Genomic DNA, 17,605 nt, shown 5'->3' with positions numbered 1-17,605 from the left:
CCTCCGGAACGGAAACGGAATGGTGCCTCGAATCTATGGCCGCCCCGCCCCGGAACACCTCGGGCGGCCGGATGACCGGCCCGTCCAACCGGAGGTGGAGAAGCGTCCGGCCCTCTCCACCCCCGGCCCGGCGGGCGGCGCGTCTGCACCCCAGGTAAGAGAGGCGAATCCCCCCTGGGCCGGAGACGGACGGCCCGGCGCCGCCCATAGCCTGGTCAGGACATGACGCGAACCGACGACCGGCTGCTCCCGGTCCTGCTGATCTGCGCCCAGGCCCTGGTGTGGCCGGGGGCGTGGCTCGTGCGCGGGACCGTGCCGTCCGGGGTGTCCCTCCTCGTCTGGGCGCTGGTCGCGGGCGTGGTGACGGCCGCCCTCGCGCTGCGCAGGACCCGGCCGGTGCTCGCCCTGGTCGTGACCGCCGCCGCCTGCGCGCTCGGCGCGGGCCCCCTGCCCGCGGGGGCGATGGCGGTCCTCGGCACGGCGGGCGTCGCGCTCGCCCTCTTCGCCGTGGCGGTCGCGCGGGACACGTTCACCACCGTGCTCTGCGGCGCGGCGCTCGCCGGCTGGCAGCTGTTGCAGGACATCAGCCTGCACGGGCTCAGCGACCGCGACGGCCTCGACCTCGTCCTCACCGCCCTGCTGTACGCCGCCGCGTGCGGCGCCGGCATCCGCGTGCGGCGGGCCCGCGCCACGCGCCGGGCGGCCGAGCGGCGGCTGCGGCGTGCCGAGGCCGAACGCCACCGGCTGCCGGCCGCCGAACGCCGCCGCATGGAGCGGGAGCTGCACGACGTCAGCGCCCACCACCTGACGGCCGTGGTGGTGACGGCGGGCGCGGCGCTCGGGCTGCGCGAGCGCCGCCCGGAGATGGCCGACGAGGCGCTGGCATTCGCGGCGGAGACCGGCCGCGAGGTCACCCGGGCGCTCGGCGCGGTACGGGGCCCCGCGCCCTCGCGGGAGGGCCGGCCGTCCCCCGACGAGCGGCTGCTCGACCTGGTCGCGGGCTTCCGCCGCCTCGGCCAGGAGGTGGACTGCGAGATCGATCCGCTGCCGGAGGGCACGCTCGCGGACGCGGCGTACGGCATCGTGCGCGAGGCGCTGACCAATGTGGCGCGGCACGCTCCCGGCGCCCGTACGCGGGTGGTGTGCCGGCACGCGGACACCCGTACCGACATCGTCGTGACCAGCGCCGCGCCACCCGCCGGCGCGGCGGCGCACGGCACCGGTCTCGGCGGCGGGCGCGGCACGGGCTTCCTGCGCTCCCGGGCGCGGGAGGCGGGCGGCACGCTGTCCAGCGGTCCCACACAGGCGGGCGGCTGGGAGGTGCGCGCGGTCCTGCCCGGCAGGACGGCGTCCGCGGCCGAGGGGCCCGAGACGCGCGGCTACCGCGCGGCGCAGCTGGTGGCCGCCGCCGGTCTGGTCCTCCAGCCGCTGCTGCCCGCCCTGATCATCCGGGCGGACGCCACGTCGAGCGGCACGGACGTCTCGGCGGGCGTGCTGTTCGCGCTCCTCGCGGCGGCCCAGGCCGTGGCGCTGCTCTGGCTGCGCCGCTCGCCGCTCGCCGCGCGGGGCGCGCTGCTCGGCCTCGCCCTGCTCTGGCCGGTGGCGATGGCCGCGGGCGACTACACGGGCCCCGCGGCCCTGCCGCCCGCGCTCAGCCTGATGGCCACGTGCGCGGCTGCCGCCGCCGCGCACACCCCCGCACGGCTGCCGCTCGCCTTCTGCCTCGCGGCGGTGGCGGCGCACGCGGGGGCCGCCACCGCCGCCGTCCTCGGCCGGGGCACGGCGGCTCCCGCCTGGGCGGTGGCCGCCTGCGCCGTCGCGGGGGCGGCCGCCGCGGTCGGCGCGGCCGGGTGGTGCGGGGCCTTGCGCGGCAGGCGGGAGAAGGCCGACCGGGGTGAGCGGGAGCAGCGCGTCGCCGCCTGGACGGAGGAGGCGGTACGGGACGCGTGGGCCGAGCGGCGCCGGATCGCGGCAGGCCTGGAGACCACCGTGCTCGCCCGTACCGCCGACGTGGTCGCGGAGGCGGAGGCGGGCAGGCTCGAAGCCACGGCGGAGCGCGCCCGCGAGGCCCTGGCCGCGATGCGTGCCCTGCTCGACACCGTCAGGGAGGGCGAGGCGGAGCCGCGCCTGCGCCCGCAGCCGACGCTCCAGGCCCTCGACCTGCTGGCCCAGCAGTGCGGGGCGACGGGGCGTGACGTGGAGATCCACCTGACCGACCGCGTGCCGGAACGCCTGCCCGCCGCCGTGGACCTGGCCGCGTACAGCGCTGCCGAGACCCTGCTCGCCCCGGAGGACGAGACCCCGGCGCGGCTCCGCCTGGACGCCTCGGGGACCGACTTGCTGCTCTCCGCCACGGGGGTGGCACGGGCGGCCCGCTCCGCAGCGGTGCGCGAACGCCTGTCGGCGCGGGTCGAGGCGCTGGGCGGCACGGTGACGACGGACCCGCAGGGCACGGTCCTGCTCAGCCTGCCCCTGCGCCGGCCGGGCACGGACGACGCCGCCGACGAGACGGTGGAGGAGCGATGACCCTCAAGGTGCTGGTGGCCGACGACCAGGGAGTGGTCCGCGCGGGGTTCGTGGTCGTGATCGACGCCGAGGCGGACATGACGGTCGTGGGGCAGGCGGCGGACGGCGCCACGGCGGTGCGCCTCGCCGAGGAGCTGGCGCCGGACGTGGTCGTCATGGACGTCCGGATGCCCGAACCGGACGGCATCGCCGCCACCCGCGTCATCACCGGCCGCCCGGACGCGCCGCGCGTCCTGGTCCTGACCACCTTCGACCTGGACGCGTACGTGTTCGACGCCCTGCGCGCCGGAGCCTCCGGCTTCCTCCTCAAGGACGTACGGGTCCCCGAACTCCTGGACGGCATCCGGGTGGTGGCGACGGGCGAGAGCGTCCTCTCCCCGTCCGCGACGAGGCGCCTGATCACCCACTACGCGTCGGCGCCCGCCGGACCCACCGCGGGCACACCCTCCGGCGACGTCCTCAAGGCCCTGACGGCCCGCGAACGCCACGTACTGGCCCTGGTCGCGCAGGGCCTGAACAACGCGGAGATCGCCGAGGAGTCGCGCATCACGGTGGGGACGGTGAAGTCCCACGTGAACGCGCTCCTGCGAAAGCTGGGCCTACGGGACCGGGTCCAGGCCACGATCCTCGCCTACGACCTGGGCCTGACCCACCCGAACCCACCGGGCCCGCACCCATGACGCCCCCCACCGCCCCCAGCAAGGAGCCCCCTGTGACCACCGGCCCCGGCCGCCGCTTCTCCCCCGCCGACCTCACCGCCCTGGCCTACGCGGTGCTCTGCGTGGCCCTGCTGATCTGGGCCGTGGTGGTGACCGCCATGGACTCCACGGACGAGTCGATGGCGGGCGTGATCCCCCTCCTGGCCACGGCCCCCACGAGCCTGCTGTTCCTGGCCCTGCCGGAGGGCCCGGCCTACTTCGTCGCCGCGATCCTCATCGGCGCCCTGACCAACGCCGCGATCATCAGGTGGTGCGGCCGGGCGCTGAGCCGGGGCCTGAAGCGGGGGACGGGGGAGTGACGCCGCTTTTCCAAGAGTTGGGGCAGACGGGAGCGGGCTGCCCGCCCGAGTACTAAGGTGCCGGTGTGCACTGCATGTGGTGCACGTCACAACGGTTCGACCGGCGCCACCGTGAGGGGACGGCCATCGCACGTTTGAGGTGTGCGCCAGGGGGTGGGGGCTATGTACGAGTTGAGCAAGGGCGCCAACGTGAGCCTGGCGGCCTTGAGCGAGAACGCCGGGGACGTCGAGGGCACCGAGGGCGCCGGGAACGCCGACGGCATCGACTCCGTGATCGTGAGTCTGGACTGGACGAGCCCGACGGGTGAGGGCGACGCCGACGTCTCCGTCCTGCTGCTCGACGCCGACGGAAAGGTCCGCAGCGACGCGGACTTCTACTTCTACAACAACCCGGTCGCCGCCGACGGCAGCGTGCGGCTCCTGGGCAAGACGCCCACCGGGAGCGGCAGCAAGGACCGGATCAGCTTCGACCTGACGGCGGTCCCGGACCCCGTGGACCGGATCGTGGTGGCGGCGAGCCGTTACGACGGAGGGCACTTCGGGGAGCTGGACGACCTGCGGCTGACCGTCGCCGACGGCACGGGCGAGGACCTGCTGCGGTTCGCGATCGACGAGGCCGACTCGGTGAGCGCGTTCATCTTCGGGGAGATCTACCGCCGCGCCGGGCGGTGGAAGATCCGGGCCGTCGGACAGGGCTACGACACCGGCCTTGCGGGCCTGGCCAAGGACTTCGGCGTGGACATCGACGACGACGCGGCCGCCGAGCCCGCCGCGGCGCCCGCCGACCCCGAGCCGTCGCCGCCGCCGGTGCCGGCACCGGCGGCGGGGCCGACGTCACCGGCCACCGTCCCGGCGCCGCGGCGGGCCGATGAGCAGGCGGCGCCGGTGAAGTCGTCGTCGCGCCCCCGGACGGCGAAGAAGAAGGTCACCCTGCCCAAGGTGGCCAGGAAATCGCTGGCGGAGAACGAGTCGTGGAAAGAGGCGAGGCTCTTCCCGGTGTCCTCGCTCAAGAGCGACCGGGACCGCGAGATGCGGGCCACCTCGGTGCTCCTGTCGGTGATGGCGAACATCCCGGAGTTCGGCAGGAGGCTCACCGCGGCCTTCGGAGCACCCGCGGGCCGTATGGAGACGTTCACCGAGGTCTCCCTCCCGCACGGGGACACCCCGCGGCGGCCCGACGGAGTGATCCGGGTGGAGCGGGCGGGCAAGCTCTGGACGGCGCTGGTCGAGACCAAGACCAACGGGAACGGGCTGAAGGCCGAACAGGTGCAGGCGTACATGGACATCGCCGCCCGCCGTGGCTACGAGGCCGTGATCACGCTGTCGAACGACGTCGCGCTGGAGGGCAGCCCCCTGGTGGACGTCAAGACCGACGGCAGGCGCAAGCACAAGGTGGCCCTGTGGCACCTGTCCTGGGCCGAGGTCGCGCACCAGGCCCAGATGCTGCTCCGCCACGAGGGCGTGGGCACCATGGCGCACGCCTGGCTCCTCCAGGAACTGCTGCACTACGTCCAGCACGAGAACTCCGGCTGCCACGGCTTCCAGAACATGGGCTCGGCCTGGGTGCCCGTGCGCAACGGCATCGACGACGAGACCCTGTGCCAGGGGGACCCGCGCGCCGTGGAGGTGGTGGAGAGCTGGGAACGGCTCATCCGCCAGGTCTGTCTCCGGCTCGGCGGCGAACTCGGCCAGAAGGTCCTGCCCGTCCAGCGCTCCAAGCGGGGCGTCGACCCGGCGGCCCGGCGCTCGCTCCTGGCGGACGACCTGTGCTCCGAGGGAAGGCTGCGCTCCGAGCTGCGCATCGAGGGCACGCCCGGCGTCCTCGCGGTCACCGCGGACCTGCGCACGGGCCGCCTCCGTACATCCGTCGAGATTCCCGCCCCAGCCCAGGGCTACCCGCTGACCTGGGCCAAACGGCTCGTCAAACGCCTCACCGACGCGCCCGCCGACCTGCACATCGAGACCCTGGTGGAGGACGGGTCGGGCGGCCCGCGGGGCACCTTGGAGCGGCTGCGCCCGGAGCCGGCGGACCTCCTGCCGAAGAACGGCGCGCGGATCACGGGGTTCCGGCTGTCCCTGTTCAAGGGCATGGGCAACGGCCGGGGCAACGCCGAGACCGGCTTCATCCGCAGCGTGGACGACGCCGTGCACAAGTTCTACGCCACGGTGGCGGTCCACCTGGACACCCCCGCACCCCGCCGCACGGCCCCGGCGGAGCCGTCCCTCGCCAGGTGAGACGGCACCGCCGACGGCATCAGACGCGACGCCCGGCCTCCGGCCACCGCACAGCGGCGACCGGAGGCCGCACGCTGGCACGCCCGCAGGTCCGCCTCGACCCCGGCCTTGGTCACCCCTGCGGTCGGTGACCCCGTGTCACTCGGCGCGATCCGAGAAGTGGTGCAGCAGGGCGAACGGGGACGACAACGCGGTGCCGCTCAGGGTCAGGACATCGGTGTCCACCGCTTCGAGCACGATGGCGACCGCGAGATCCACGGCGTCGACGGGCCCGGTGGCCGTGCCCGTCCTCTTCGTCCCCGCCCCCGCGGGAACATACTGACCGGGCTCCATCGTGACCCGGACGTCCGCACGGGTGAGGACCTTCGCCTTGCCCAGTCCCTCGGCGGAGTAGACGTACTCCCGGCCGTCGTACGAGATGCGCAGCGCCCGGTCCTCCTTCCGCAGGGCACGGGCGTTGAACCGCAGCTCCGCGGCCCGGCCGGCGAGGGTGAGCTCGGCCTTGGACAGTGAGGGCTGCCCCGACCTGCGCTTCCCGCGGAACGTCGTCTCCGGGAAGCCGGGACCGCTCAACCGAACGGTGTCCATGCCCTTCTCGGTCGGCCGGTAGAGCGGACACCGCTCCACGGTGACGCTCCCGAAACGCCCCACGTCGCCGGTGAGCCCCGCCGTGGGAAGCTCGTTCTTGGCGGGGGAGCCCTCGGTCCCGGAGCTCTTGGTCCCGGAACCCTTGGCAGCGGGGCCCTTGGTACGGGAGTTTTCGGCACGCGAGCTTTCAGTACGGGAGCATTCAGCACGGGAGCTCTCGGTGCCGGAGCCGGAGCTGAACGGAATCAGCTCGAACTCCAGGGATGCGCTGCTCGTCTCCATGGCGTCGGCGGCTCCTTCATCGCGTACGTCGCTCTTCGCGCTTCCCATTCTTGCCGCTAGTCGAACGGGTTGAGGGCGCCGCCCAGCTTCTTGGCGCCGCCCGCGAGGTCGCCCGCCTTGTCACCGACCCAGTCGGCCGCCTCACCGGCGCCCTTCTCGATGTCGTCCCAGTGCTCGACGACCTTCAGCCCTCCGTAGACGATGCCGGTTCCCACGGCGGCGCCGACGGTGAACGGAGTGGGCGCGACCATCGCCGCGGTCAGGGAGGCGTTGAAGCCGACCTCCGCGTAGTTGGCCAGGTAGCCGGCCTTGTTCTTCTTCCACTCCTTGCCGTGGTCCATGGTGGCGATGTTCGCCACGGAGAACGCCGTGGCGCCCGCCGAACCGACGATGCCCGCTCCCCGCCACAGGCCCGCGGTCTTCGCCGCCGCACCGAACCCGCCGGCCTTGCCGACCGTCAGGAGGTTGGCGTGCCCGGCGCGCGTGACGGCCTGCCCGGAATGGGTCAGCCCGCCATAGGCGCGGGCCATGTCGTCCGACCCGGCGAAGAAGTTGATGGCCTGATTGGGGGTGAAGCCGAGCACCTTGGCGTTCATGAAGCCGCGCGCACGGAGCCTGTCCCAGCCGCCGCCCCATCGGTCACCCAGGAACCCGGAACTCAAGGGCACGTTGGCGACGCGCTGGTAGGACGGGCTCCGGGAGGCCATGTTGCCGAGCTGCCCGGGGAACCAGCTGCCGGGGGCCGCCAGCGAACGGATCGGCGGGTTGTAGTTGCCGAGCTTCGTACCCGCCCAACGGAGGACGGGGCTGCTGCCGGGCGCGGTCCACCGTGTCGCGAGGGCGTCCTTCAGCGGCCCGAGCTTTCCGGTCTTCACCGCATTGCCCAGCAGCACCTTGGTCCCCGAGAGACCGCTCGCCGCCACGACCTGGGTGGCGGCGGCGACGTTGAACGCGTCGGAGCCGAACTTGATCATCTCCGTGAGGGACTGCTCGTGCGGCTCCAGACCGGGGATCTTCGCGAGCGCATGCGCTTCGAGCCGTGCGACGTAGTCACCGAGCTTCTCCCCGGGCCGCCGCGACAGGTCCTGGGCGTTGGGATCGTCGCTCGCCGCCACCGAATTGGCCAGCAGCAGCGTCTCCGGCTTGATCCCCTTGCCGTCGTACTGCTCCAGGTCCTTGGCCGTGAACCCCGCCCACAGCAGCCCCGCCAGCGGATCACCGTTCTCAAGGCGCAGGAGGGCGGCGCGTTTACGCAGATCAGCGCCCTGACTCTGGCTCCAGGTCCGCAGCGGTTTCAGCGGCGAGAGATGGCCGGCCACCCCGAGCTGCGCGGCCCGGGTGAAGGCCTCACCGAGGCGTTCCTCCAGACCACCGCGCCCGTCCACGAGCTTCGCCAACTGCTCCAGATCCTCGGCGTTCGCCCCCCGGTACGACATCCCTGCCCCCGCCTCTCACCCCGCGACCGGCCTCCGCTGCTCGACGCATCAGGGTAAGCCGCAAGGGCGGACAGAGGCGTCCCAGAGGGAACGACTTCCCCGACAACGACTTCCCGGACCACGACTTCCCCGACCACACACCCGCAGAAGCCCCGGGGCACACCACCGCAGGCTGAGGGCCCTCTCTGACGTCAACGCGGCGTACGAGCTGTAGCAGGCATGGGAGCCGCGGTCTCTGGCGATAGTTCACTGAGTTCGATAGTTCACTGAGCGCCCTTCCGCGGTCCGACGACGGCCCGGGAGGGCGCTCACACTCCGGTTTGCTATCCCGTGGACTTACTCGTCCTGTTGGCTGCCCTTGGATGGTGGGACTACTTCGCTCAGCCAGTCCCGGTTGGCGTGGGCGGTTGGGGTGGGCCACGCTTGTGCGAGGCGTGTTACGCCGCTTACGCCGCAACATCCTCGAAGTTCGAGAACGAGAGCGCTGGCTCTCCCCTGGAGTTATCGATCGTCACAGTCACTTTCTTCCATCCCAATCCGGGAGGCAAGTATTTTGTGACGCAGAAGAGAGTCGGCCGGTTGTCCCGGAAGGCCGACCGCTGAATGATGACTCCGCTGGGAACGTCGACCTTACGCCTTTCGAGCTCGCCTGGGTTCAGGAGAACGTCAAGAACGTATTGAGGTCGCTGTTCTTCTGGAAGGCTGAAGAACTCCTGCATGACGTCCTGCATTGCCGGAGAACAGACAAAGGACGTCACCTCGGACAGGGCAGCCTCGATTTCTTTCGCGAGAACTTCTTGGGTAGTCAAATCTGCACCTCTCCGCCCACGGAGGCACACACGATGTATCCCACGGAGGCGCAAACAGTGGCCCTGGCCAGATCCTCTTCAGGTGGTTCCGGCAGCGAGGTCGCCACGTCACCGCGAGTCACCGATGCGGGATTCTCGAAGTACCGCGTAGTGAGACGGAATCCTTCGGGAACCGGTATCCCTCTCGCGGTCAGTTCATCCACGCTGGCAAGGCGGGTGGCCGTGGCGAGACGCTCAGAGTCGGGAGATTCTTCGATTTCCCTGAGCATTTGCGTGAACTCAGGGTGCGATGCCACTTCGGCGAGTCTCGCGCTGAGCTCTTTGATTTGCTCTGGTGTCGGCGATTCCTGCGTCGCTTGCTGAGACATTTGTTCACCCACCGTGTTGACGCCGCAGCCCTTTCGCAGGGCTTTCCTGCCTCCTCTCATGGTAGCTTTGCTCTTCCCGATGTGCATCACGGAATGGCTTGGCTTTGAGGTTGGTCAAGTGGCCGCCTGCCCCGGGTTCGCCAGGGTGGCATTTCCCTGTCGAATAGTGTCCGATTCAATTTCTGAAAGACTTGGGAGATAACATGGCGACTACTTGGCCGGCCTGTCTGAGACCCGTCACGCCTGCGGCGACGTGGCTCGGGATCGGACCCGGACGTGGAGCCCTCGACGCGCCGCACCATGGCTCGCGAAGCGTTCGGGCCATGCATCGGCTTGAGGTACGAGATAACCATCAGTGCGCCTGGTCGCGAGTCTGATCTGCGCTTTCCCGCGAGGAAACTTGGATTGCCATGGTCTCTGGAAGCTGTACCTGACCGCTGTTGTCCGCTCCGCTGGGCACGGATGGGGCACGAGGCTAGCGGGGCGGCGGGCCTTGCCAGGAGGTGTGCTCGGGGTCGGAGTGGGGCGGCGCGTCAGAGAGGGATGATGCGAACCTGGTCTCCGCAGAGTTTGGTCATCTCGTCGCTGTCGGAGGTCAGAAGGGCGACAGGTTTCGGCTGACGCAGGGCGACTTCGGCGACCGTGGCGTCAATGGCGTACGTGTGCCCGTGCAGCCCGGCGCCCTTGAGGAGTTCCGCTGCTGCTTTCGCCGCCTGTTCGGTGACCGGCTCCACCTTGACGCGTGAGAGAGCCGGCCTCCGGTCTCCGGGATGCCTGCACCCGTGTTGCCGGGCAGTACTGCCGAGTCCACCCACGAGGTCGTCGGTGTGCTCGGTGAGGTCGAGGTCGGCATGCGGTGGCTGGTGAAGATGAGCCGGGAGCTGCGAGTCCCCGGCCGGGACCTCACGGCCACGGTCGAGCAGGTGAGCGGCGTGATGACCCGGGTTGCGGACTGGGAGCGCAGGGCCCGCGCGCTGATCTGACCGCGTACGGCTCCCCCGGCTCCACCGTGGTCCAGCGGCTGAAGCGGGCGACGCGATCGCGGCGGGCCGCGAGCTTTTCCCGACACCGAAAAAGCCCCAGGTCTCCGACCTGGGGCTTTAGTGCGGAGCGGGTGACGAGAATCGAACTCGCACTCTCAGCTTGGGAAGCTGATGTTCTACCACTAAACTACACCCGCGAAAGACGCCGCTCGAAGCGGTGTCGCAACGTCGCACAGTGTACCCCATACCGGGCCCCGGGCGCTCTCGCCGTGGGGTCCGTGTGCTGTCCGGACGGTGGATGCGCCGTGCGGGGCGGGGGAGTTGGGGCGTAGCGTGAGCGGTGGTCGTGGCGCCTGGAGAGGTGCACCTTTCGTACCGTAATGTGGGGTTTCGGCGCCGGCCCGGGAACGGGTCCGAGACGCATGAGTACCGCGTGAGAAGCAGCAGCGGTACGGGTCCGAATACGGTTTTGGGGAAGGGACTCGAGGACTTGATGGAGCGCACCGTCGTCCGATGTGCCGAAGGGCACGTGTTCAGCACCGCGTCGTTCCCGATGCAGCAGGCGGGCCGGCTCGGTCCCGGCCGGCTCATCCGATGTCCGCGCTGCGCCCGCCTCCGGCACTCCGTGCCGATCACCGGCCAGAAGCGGTAGCGGCGAGAGGCGGTATCCCCCCGGAGGGCCGTAGCCGCCGAAAGCGGTGACCCGAGAGACGCAGCCGCCGGAAGCGGTGACCCGAGGGCCGTAGCCCCCGGAAGCGGTGACCCGAGAGGCGGCCGCCAGAATCGGTGGTCCAGAGGCGGGAGCCGGAAGCGGTGCCGGAGAGACGTAGCCGGCCAGAAGCGGTGGGAGCCGTCGGGAGCGGTGGTGGGAGCCGAGCGGTAAGGGCGGAGCGTGCGGCTCGGCGGGCGTGATTGTGGTCGGCCCGCGCGCTCTGCGTATCCTCGGTGCGTGCTTCTCTCAGACAAGGACATCCGGGCCGAGATCGACTCCGGACGCGTGCGGATCGAGCCGTACGACGAATCCATGGTGCAGCCCTCGAGCATCGACGTGCGGCTGGACCGCTACTTCCGGGTGTTCGAGAATCACCGCTACCCCCACATCGACCCCTCCGTCGAGCAGGCCGACCTGACGCGGCTCGTGGAGCCCGAGGGCGACGAGCCGTTCATCCTGCACCCGGGCGAGTTCGTGCTCGCGTCGACGTACGAGGTCATCAGCCTCCCCGACGACCTCGCGAGCCGGCTCGAAGGGAAGTCCAGCCTCGGGCGGCTCGGGCTCGTCACCCACTCCACCGCCGGGTTCATCGACCCCGGCTTCTCCGGCCACGTGACCCTGGAGCTCTCCAATCTCGCCACGCTGCCGATCAAGCTCTGGCCAGGCATGAAGATCGGCCAGCTCTGCATGTTCCGGCTGACCTCGCCCGCCGAGGCGCCGTACGGCTCGGAGCGGTACGGGTCGCGTTACCAGGGGCAGCGCGGGCCGACCGCCTCGCGGTCCTTCCTCAATTTCCATCGGACACAGGTGTGAGCAGCGGTATGAGTGACGTGCGCGAGAACCTTACGTACGAGAAGTTCGGCAGCGCGGTGCGTGAGCTGGCGCAGACCATCGCCGACGACGGGTACCAGCCCGACGTCGTCCTCTCCATCGCCCGGGGCGGTGTCTTCGTCGCGGGCGGCCTCGCCTACGCGCTCGACTGCAAGAACATCCACCTGGTGAACGTGGAGTTCTACACGGGCGTCGGCACCACCCTCGAGATGCCCGTCATGCTCGCGCCCGTGCCCAACGCCATCGACTTCACCGACAAGAAGGTGCTCATCGCCGACGATGTCGCCGACACCGGGAAGACGCTGAAGCTCGTCCACGACTTCTGCCTCGACCACGTCGCCGAGGTGCGGTCCGCCGTGATCTATGAGAAGTCGCACTCGCTCGTGAAGTGCGAGTACGTGTGGAAGCGGACCGACGAGTGGATCAATTTCCCCTGGAGTGTCTTGCCTCCAGTACATAAGTCTGGTGAGGCAGCCAAGGAGAACAAGGAAGCCCTCTAACTGGCCGATAAGGGGAGTGCCGGGTCGTGTCTGCGCGTCACTACGTGGAGAACGACCCATCCTCATGACGGCGAGCAGGCGCTGGTGAGCAGTTCTACTGGCCAGTGATGATCGAAGCCGACGCTGGCCGCTTCGTCTGCGGAGGTTGATGTTCAGCACCCGTGGAACCGCACAGTCCCACTGAAAGTCTGTCGGACGGTGGGCAGGTTGACCTCCCAGGTGGCAAGATGATTGCCAGGTACGGTGCCCTTTAGCTTGCGAAGCTCGAGCAGCGCGAGATCCGTAATCAAAATACCAAGGCTATTGCGACTATTGAGGCGGAGATCAATAGCGCCGATTGCTCCATAATGCGCAAGCAGGAGCTTCAGGTGATCCTCAAGGCGCTCCGGGACGAGAGAATTGCCTACCGGCTCTGACCGACCCTCTCTCCTCAGCCCACCACTCTCCCCAGCTCCCATCCCGTCCGCCGTCGACCCACACAACGTGGAGCGGGCGTGGTTCAGGGTGTCCAGGTGGAGCGCGCCACTGCACGAACGACCTGGACGCCATCGGCCGCGTCTGCTCGGCTCTGACTGGGTCGACGGTGGACGGGATGGGAGCACCTCCACGCACGCCACCTACGGGTCCGCGGTCGGCGACGACGGTGCCCCCTCCACTCCGGTGCCGGCCGATCCCCCGCCGGAGGCATCGCTTTTAACTGCGGGCCGCTCTATGCGGTGATCGACTCATGGCTTCCGGCCCTATCCACATGTGGGCGCGCGTCGGCGCAGCGCGGGCGGGCGGAGCGAGCCGAAGGCGGGAGCGTCGCCCGGAGCGGAGCCGGGAAGCGCGCCCGGCGGAGCGGAGCGCAGTGGGGGCTTGATGAGTACGAACGTTAAGGAGCGGCGGCCCCAGAAGGACGCCACGGAGGGAAAGGTCATGACGACGGAGGAGTGGATACAGATGCACCTCCGCCGGGCACCTGAGCGGGACGAGGAGTGGGTGCGCCGGGCACTCGTGTTGCAGGGGCGAGTTTGATCGTCAGTGCCAGACCGGCTCGATCAAGCTGGGATCGAACTTGCGACGCCCCCGGCCGGCCGGGTGGATGAGCACAGCCGAGAGGCAGTGCAGCACGATCTCCTGCTGGCGCTCGATCGGTAGTCCGAAGAACTCCTCAACCGTCAGGTTCGTAGTCTGGCCCTTGGCCTCGGCCTGCTTCTGCTCCTTGTAGAAGCGGGCTCTCTCCAACTTCAGCTCGTCCCGCGCTCGCTCCTTCGACGGCAGGAGCTGCAAGAGCGTGGCCACGGTGATCTGTTTGGTCCGCTCGGCCTCGACCAGTTGGGCAATGTCCTGGGTGATCTGCTCCAACTCGTCCTCCTTCGGCCAACGCTGGTCGATTGGCACGACCGTCACCGAGGCTCGCGCGCGCTGCTCCTCCAACACGAGTTGAGCTATCAGCCGGTCGACAGGTTCTCCGGTACGGCTGACCTTGCCGCAGCCGCCGTTCACCACAGAGCACTGGTACGTGAACCTGGTGGCCTTTGACTCCGGTGTCCAGCGCTGGTTGATCTGCCCTCGGATCTTGGTCTTGCACAGTCCGCAGCGGGCAATCCCTGACAGCAGGTACTTACGGGCGAACGACGCTCCGGGACGCTTCTGCTTCCGCTCTTCGACCGCTGCGCGCACGGCTTCCCATTCTTCGAGCGTGTTGATCGGTTCCCATTCGCCGATGATCGGCTGGCCGTCCTCCCCGTGAAGGATTTCACCGTGGTAGGTCCGGTAGCCGACCAACCTGGGAGTGGTCAGGATGTGCTCGACGTGGTGGTGGGCCATGCGCTTGGTGCCCTCGCGGGGGTTGCCCAAGCCCTGTTCCTGCCACCTCGTGCGGATGGTGCCGATGCGGACGCCGGCCAGGATCTCGCGCTGTGCCTCGTGAATCGCCTTCGCCGCATCCGGGTCGACCTTGGTCCGGTCATCCTTCCGCCATCCGTAGGGCGCCGGTCCGCCGCTGTCCTTACCCTGCTGGGCCAGCTCCAGGTGCTTCCTCTTGATGCGGCGCGATGCGTCGTGCGAAGACTTGTTGGCGAAGGCGACCATGATGCGTGCCATGGTGCGCCCGTCCGGCGTCCCGATGTTGATGTCATCCGTGACGGTGGCGAACTCGAGCCGCGGGCGCTCGTCGTAGATCTCGATGAGGCGTTCCAGGTCCCTCGGCTGTCGGGCGAGCCGGTCGAGGTCGTAGGCCACGATGCCGTCGATCAGGCCGGCGCGGAGGTCCTTCAGCATCAGCTCGAACTCGTCGCGCACGACGTTGCGCTTGAACGCCGACACGTCGTTGTCCTCGTAGACCTTCACGGCCTGCCACGAGCGCAGGTCCGCCAGGCGCTCGCAGTCCTGTTGCTGCCGGGCGACGCCGAGAGCGTCACCTTCGTCGTCCCGCGAGATGCGGGAGTAGATCCCCACGCTGCGTGCCAAGATCGGGCCTCCCCTGCCTTCCGAAGCAGGGTCAGGCTACTACCGTCATATAGTCAAGTCAGCCTGAAGCGTCGAGCCGCCCGTCGTCAAGCGCGCCGGTCAGGTCCTCGACGCCTGAGCAGTGGCAGCGCCGAACGGCAAGAGCGGTAGCAGTAGCGGTACGCGGGTGTGAGAAGGGCCCGGGGGACTTTGTCCGCCGGGCCCTTCTCACTGCTCGTTCACGGGCGGTACGCCGCCCCCACGTCCGCTAGAACGTGCCCAGCTTGATGATCGACAGGATCGCCAGGAGCTGGATCGAGGCAGCTCCCAGGGCCTTCGGCCACGGGAGGTCGTGGGACTTGCTCACCATCAGGGTGAGCAGTGCGCCCGCCGCTATCCAGGTCGCCCAGCCGAGGAGCTGGACGAACGTCTGGCCGCCGCCGAGGAACAGGGCCACGATCACGCGGGGCGCGTCCGTGAGGGACATGATCAGCATGGAGAGGCCGACCGTCGGCTGCCAGGCGCCGTCGCCGCCGAGCTGGCGGGCCAGGGTGTGCGTCACCACGCCGAGGACGAACGCGCTGATGGTGATCGCGATGCCGGTGGTCAGGACGTACGGCACCACCGCCGACAGCGTGGCGTTGATCGCGTCCGAGCGGGCGTCGTCGAATCCGAAGATCGCCAGCAGACCGTAGAGGAACGTGACGACGGCCGCCGGGCCCCACATCGCGTAGTCCCGCATCTGCAGGAACGTCGGCGACGGGCGCAGCACGATGCCGCGCAGCAGGTCCTTCCAGTGCAGGCGCGGCCCCATGGGCGCCGCGGCGGCTTGACCGGCGCGGTAGGTGTCGCCCTGGGTGTAGGGGTCCTCGCCGATGGAGAAGGCCTGGGTGTGACCCGGGTTGTTGGCCGCGTACGGGTCGAAGCCGCCCTGGGGGCCGTGGCCCTGGTCGCCGCCGAAGTACTCGGGCTCGCCGTGGCCGCCGTCGGCCTGGGGCCACTGCTGGCCCCCGCCGTACTGCGGACCGCCCCCGCCGTACTGCGGGCCGCCCCCGCCGTACTGCGGGCCGCCCCCGTACCTGGGGCCACCGCCCTGCTGCGGGTTCGGCGGCACGGGTGGGTAGCCGTACGGCTGCCGGCCCTGGGGGGCCTGCTGTCCGTACGGCTGCTGCCGCGGTTGTTGTTGCGGTCGCGATTGCGGGGCGCGGTCGTCCCGGCCGCGTCCGATCCTGAATCCAGCCACGAATCGAACGTACCTGGTCTTGGCGGGCGGGGTCGCCCCTCCTCGGGAGGAGACGGGGTTTGCGGCCGACCTGTGACAACCCCTAGGGGAACCCTGAAGGGTTTGCCACAGGTCCAGCCCCATCCGCCCCGGGAGTCCGCGGGCCGAGGGCCTAGCGGCCGATCACCGCTCCATACGCGTACGGGTGCGAAGACGCGGGCAGCCCGATCGACTTGGGCGTGACGTTCGTGCCGCCGGTGGACGCGCCGCCGGGCAGGTTCCAGACGCCGCCCGCGGAGGCGTTCTCGCCGGGGGCCGCCACGGAGACGTCGGGGCGGCCGTCGCCGTCGTAGTCCGTGGTGGCGAGGGTCGTGCCGAAGGCGTCGCCCTTCTCGGCCGTGCCCGGGACACCGGCGGAGTCCTGCTGGTACGCGACCGCGTCCGCCGCGCCCGAGGTGTCGAGGACGCCGTTCTCGCCGCCCTTGAGGACGGTGACGGCGCCCGCGCCCGCCGCGCTGCCGATCGCCTCGCCGGGGGCACCCGCGATCAGGTCGTCCTTGCCGTCGCCGTCGAGGTCGGCGGCGGTCAGGGCGTTGCCGAAGTCGTCGCCCGTCTCGGCGACGCCGGGGACGCCCGGGGTGTCCTGGTTGAGGGTCTGGCCCTCCCAGATCAGGCCGTCGGCGCCGCCGTAGTGGAGGTGGACGCCACCACCCTCGGCCAGCTCCTCGGGGCCGCACGGGTCGTCGATGTTCTCGTCGGCGATCTCACGGCAGTTGCCGAGGGCGAGGTCGTCGCGGCCGTCGCCGTTGAAGTCGCCGGCGGCGAGGGCGTTCGCGGCGCCGTTGGAGCTGCTCCAGGTCAGGTGGAAGGCGCCCTCGGCCTTGTCGTAGGAGCGGACCTGCACGTGGGACTGCGTGTAGGGCTGGTTCCGCGTGTGGAAGGCGACGGCCAGGTCGTCGCGGCCGTCGGAGTCGAAGTCGCCGGTGGCCATGACGGGGGCCCGGCCGCCCATGCGGTCGCCCATGAGGGGCTCCGTGCGGGCGGTGAGGGGGTTGAGGTTGGCGACGACCCTGTCCTTGCCGCCGACCGCCAGGTCCACGTCGCCGTCACCGGTGAAGTCGGCGGCGGCCAGCGCGTTGCCGTACGCGTCGCCGGTCTTCGTGCCGCGGGCCGCGGTGTTGGCCACGGCGAAGCCGTCGCCGGTGCCGTACAGGACGGTGACGGACCCGGCGTCCGTCTTGGCGTCGATGTCCTCCCCCGGGGCGCCGACGATGAGGTCGGCGTACGGGTCGTCGTCCACGTACGCCGTGGTCAGCGCCCCGCCGAAGCGGTCGCCCGGCTCCGGGGTGCCGGGCACCTCGACGGTGGCCTGGGTGATGCGGCGCACGCCGTTCGGCCCGGGGCCGCCGGGGCCGCCGAAGACGACGCTCACGTAGCCGGCCTTGGCCTTGCCGTCGACGGTGCCGCTGGGCACGCCGACGGCGAGGTCGGCGTAGCCGTCACCGTCGAAGTCGCTCCGCACGGGTTTGTCGGGGGCGGCGGTCGCCGCGGCGGCGGGGGGCAGGGTGAGTCCGCCGGCGGCCAGCGCGGTGGCCGCGACGAGGGCGAGTGTGCGTGCGCGCACAGGTGGCTCCAACTCTGGAGAGGGGGTGGGGAGTTGCT

General features: G+C 70.5%; 14 protein-coding genes, 1 tRNA gene and 1 pseudogene. 7 read left to right on the top strand and 9 right to left on the bottom strand.

Going from position 1 to position 17,605, the window contains the following annotated elements:
• Positions 1-222: 222 nt before the first annotated feature.
• The 4 genes from DCW30_RS10480 to DCW30_RS10465 all read left to right on the top strand — a co-directional run bounded on the left by DCW30_RS10480 (position 223) and on the right by DCW30_RS10465 (position 5,779).
• Positions 223-2,526, top strand: coding sequence for a sensor histidine kinase (locus tag DCW30_RS10480; protein ID WP_076685262.1), 2,304 nt, complete (start codon positions 223-225; stop codon positions 2,524-2,526).
• Positions 2,523-3,206 carry a response regulator gene (locus DCW30_RS10475; protein WP_076685261.1) on the top strand — a complete coding sequence of 228 codons (684 nt, stop codon included), beginning with the start codon at positions 2,523-2,525 and terminating at the stop codon, positions 3,204-3,206. The genes DCW30_RS10480 and DCW30_RS10475 overlap by 4 nt, the downstream gene beginning before the upstream one ends.
• Positions 3,207-3,238: 32 nt before the next feature.
• Positions 3,239-3,544 (top strand): SCO4225 family membrane protein, encoded by a 306-nt coding sequence (locus tag DCW30_RS10470; RefSeq protein ID WP_076685260.1) that lies wholly within the window; start codon positions 3,239-3,241, stop codon positions 3,542-3,544.
• A 162-nt stretch (positions 3,545-3,706) separates the two neighbouring features.
• Complete coding sequence (locus tag DCW30_RS10465) at positions 3,707-5,779, top strand: TerD family protein (RefSeq protein WP_076685259.1); 2,073 nt, start codon at positions 3,707-3,709, stop codon at positions 5,777-5,779.
• Positions 5,780-5,917: 138 nt separating this feature from the next.
• Here DCW30_RS10465 and DCW30_RS10460 read toward each other — a convergent pair whose 3' ends face one another.
• From DCW30_RS10460 to DCW30_RS10440, 5 genes and pseudogenes are all read right to left on the bottom strand, one after another.
• Positions 5,918-6,649 carry a hypothetical protein gene (locus tag DCW30_RS10460; RefSeq protein WP_237283402.1) on the bottom strand — a complete coding sequence of 244 codons (732 nt, stop codon included), beginning with the start codon at positions 6,647-6,649 and terminating at the stop codon, positions 5,918-5,920.
• 56 nt (positions 6,650-6,705) lie between these two features.
• The gene (locus tag DCW30_RS10455; protein ID WP_076685258.1) at positions 6,706-8,085 is read right to left on the bottom strand and encodes a PE-PGRS family protein; all 1,380 of its coding nucleotides are present in this window, start codon (positions 8,083-8,085) and stop codon (positions 6,706-6,708) included.
• 446 nt (positions 8,086-8,531) lie between these two features.
• Positions 8,532-8,894, bottom strand: coding sequence for a hypothetical protein (locus DCW30_RS10450; RefSeq protein ID WP_123985607.1), 363 nt, complete (start codon positions 8,892-8,894; stop codon positions 8,532-8,534).
• Entirely contained in the window at positions 8,891-9,262 is a 372-nt protein-coding gene (locus DCW30_RS10445) for a hypothetical protein (protein ID WP_123985606.1), read from the bottom strand. Before DCW30_RS10445 ends, DCW30_RS10450 begins: the two co-directional genes overlap by 4 nt.
• A 533-nt stretch (positions 9,263-9,795) precedes the next feature.
• A pseudogene (locus tag DCW30_RS10440) lies at positions 9,796-10,014 on the bottom strand (DNA-binding protein); the annotation flags it as partial.
• Positions 10,015-10,032: 18 nt separating this feature from the next.
• Between DCW30_RS10440 and DCW30_RS10435 the strand changes: the two are divergent.
• Positions 10,033-10,245 carry a hypothetical protein gene (locus DCW30_RS10435; protein ID WP_198505337.1) on the top strand — a complete coding sequence of 71 codons (213 nt, stop codon included), beginning with the start codon at positions 10,033-10,035 and terminating at the stop codon, positions 10,243-10,245.
• 126 nt (positions 10,246-10,371) lie between these two features.
• Here DCW30_RS10435 and DCW30_RS10430 read toward each other — a convergent pair.
• Positions 10,372-10,442, bottom strand: a tRNA-Gly gene (locus tag DCW30_RS10430).
• A 752-nt stretch (positions 10,443-11,194) separates the two neighbouring features.
• Between DCW30_RS10430 and dcd the strand changes: the two genes are divergently transcribed.
• The gene (dcd, locus tag DCW30_RS10425) at positions 11,195-11,770 is read left to right on the top strand and encodes a dCTP deaminase (protein WP_062774546.1); all 576 of its coding nucleotides are present in this window, start codon (positions 11,195-11,197) and stop codon (positions 11,768-11,770) included.
• A gap of 8 nt (positions 11,771-11,778) precedes the next feature.
• Positions 11,779-12,288, top strand: coding sequence for a phosphoribosyltransferase (locus tag DCW30_RS10420; protein WP_076685255.1), 510 nt, complete (start codon positions 11,779-11,781; stop codon positions 12,286-12,288).
• 1,020 nt (positions 12,289-13,308) lie between these two features.
• Here DCW30_RS10420 and DCW30_RS10415 read toward each other — a convergent pair.
• The 3 genes from DCW30_RS10415 to DCW30_RS10405 all read right to left on the bottom strand — a co-directional run bounded on the left by DCW30_RS10415 (position 13,309) and on the right by DCW30_RS10405 (position 17,567).
• Positions 13,309-14,742 (bottom strand): recombinase family protein, encoded by a 1,434-nt coding sequence (locus tag DCW30_RS10415; RefSeq protein ID WP_076685254.1) that lies wholly within the window; start codon positions 14,740-14,742, stop codon positions 13,309-13,311.
• Positions 14,743-14,989: 247 nt separating this feature from the next.
• Positions 14,990-15,964, bottom strand: a complete 975-nt coding sequence (locus tag DCW30_RS10410) for a Yip1 family protein (protein ID WP_076685253.1) — start codon at positions 15,962-15,964, stop codon at positions 14,990-14,992.
• Between the two features lie 151 nt (positions 15,965-16,115).
• Positions 16,116-17,567 (bottom strand): FG-GAP and VCBS repeat-containing protein, encoded by a 1,452-nt coding sequence (locus tag DCW30_RS10405; RefSeq protein WP_076685252.1) that lies wholly within the window; start codon positions 17,565-17,567, stop codon positions 16,116-16,118.
• Between the last annotated feature and the right edge of the window lie 38 nt (positions 17,568-17,605).

The organism is Streptomyces alfalfae (genome assembly GCF_004127445.1).
Classification (GTDB): Bacteria; Actinomycetota; Actinomycetes; order Streptomycetales; family Streptomycetaceae; genus Streptomyces; species Streptomyces alfalfae.
This window is presented reverse-complemented; position numbering and strand designations above follow the sequence as displayed.

Bases quoted from the DNA above. Each gene is read 5' to 3' on its own strand.
- DCW30_RS10480 (WP_076685262.1), top strand. From the start codon at position 223: ATGACGCGAACCGACGACCGGCTGCTCCCGGTCCTGCTGATCTGCGCC.
- DCW30_RS10475 (WP_076685261.1), top strand. From the start codon at position 2,523: ATGACCCTCAAGGTGCTGGTGGCCGACGACCAGGGAGTGGTCCGCGCG.
- DCW30_RS10465 (WP_076685259.1), top strand. From the start codon at position 3,707: ATGTACGAGTTGAGCAAGGGCGCCAACGTGAGCCTGGCGGCCTTGAGC.
- DCW30_RS10460 (WP_237283402.1), bottom strand. From the start codon at position 6,649: ATGGAGACGAGCAGCGCATCCCTGGAGTTCGAGCTGATTCCGTTCAGC.
- DCW30_RS10455 (WP_076685258.1), bottom strand. From the start codon at position 8,085: ATGTCGTACCGGGGGGCGAACGCCGAGGATCTGGAGCAGTTGGCGAAG.
- DCW30_RS10445 (WP_123985606.1), bottom strand. From the start codon at position 9,262: ATGTCTCAGCAAGCGACGCAGGAATCGCCGACACCAGAGCAAATCAAA.
- DCW30_RS10435 (WP_198505337.1), top strand. From the start codon at position 10,033: ATGCCTGCACCCGTGTTGCCGGGCAGTACTGCCGAGTCCACCCACGAG.
- DCW30_RS10420 (WP_076685255.1), top strand. From the start codon at position 11,779: ATGAGTGACGTGCGCGAGAACCTTACGTACGAGAAGTTCGGCAGCGCG.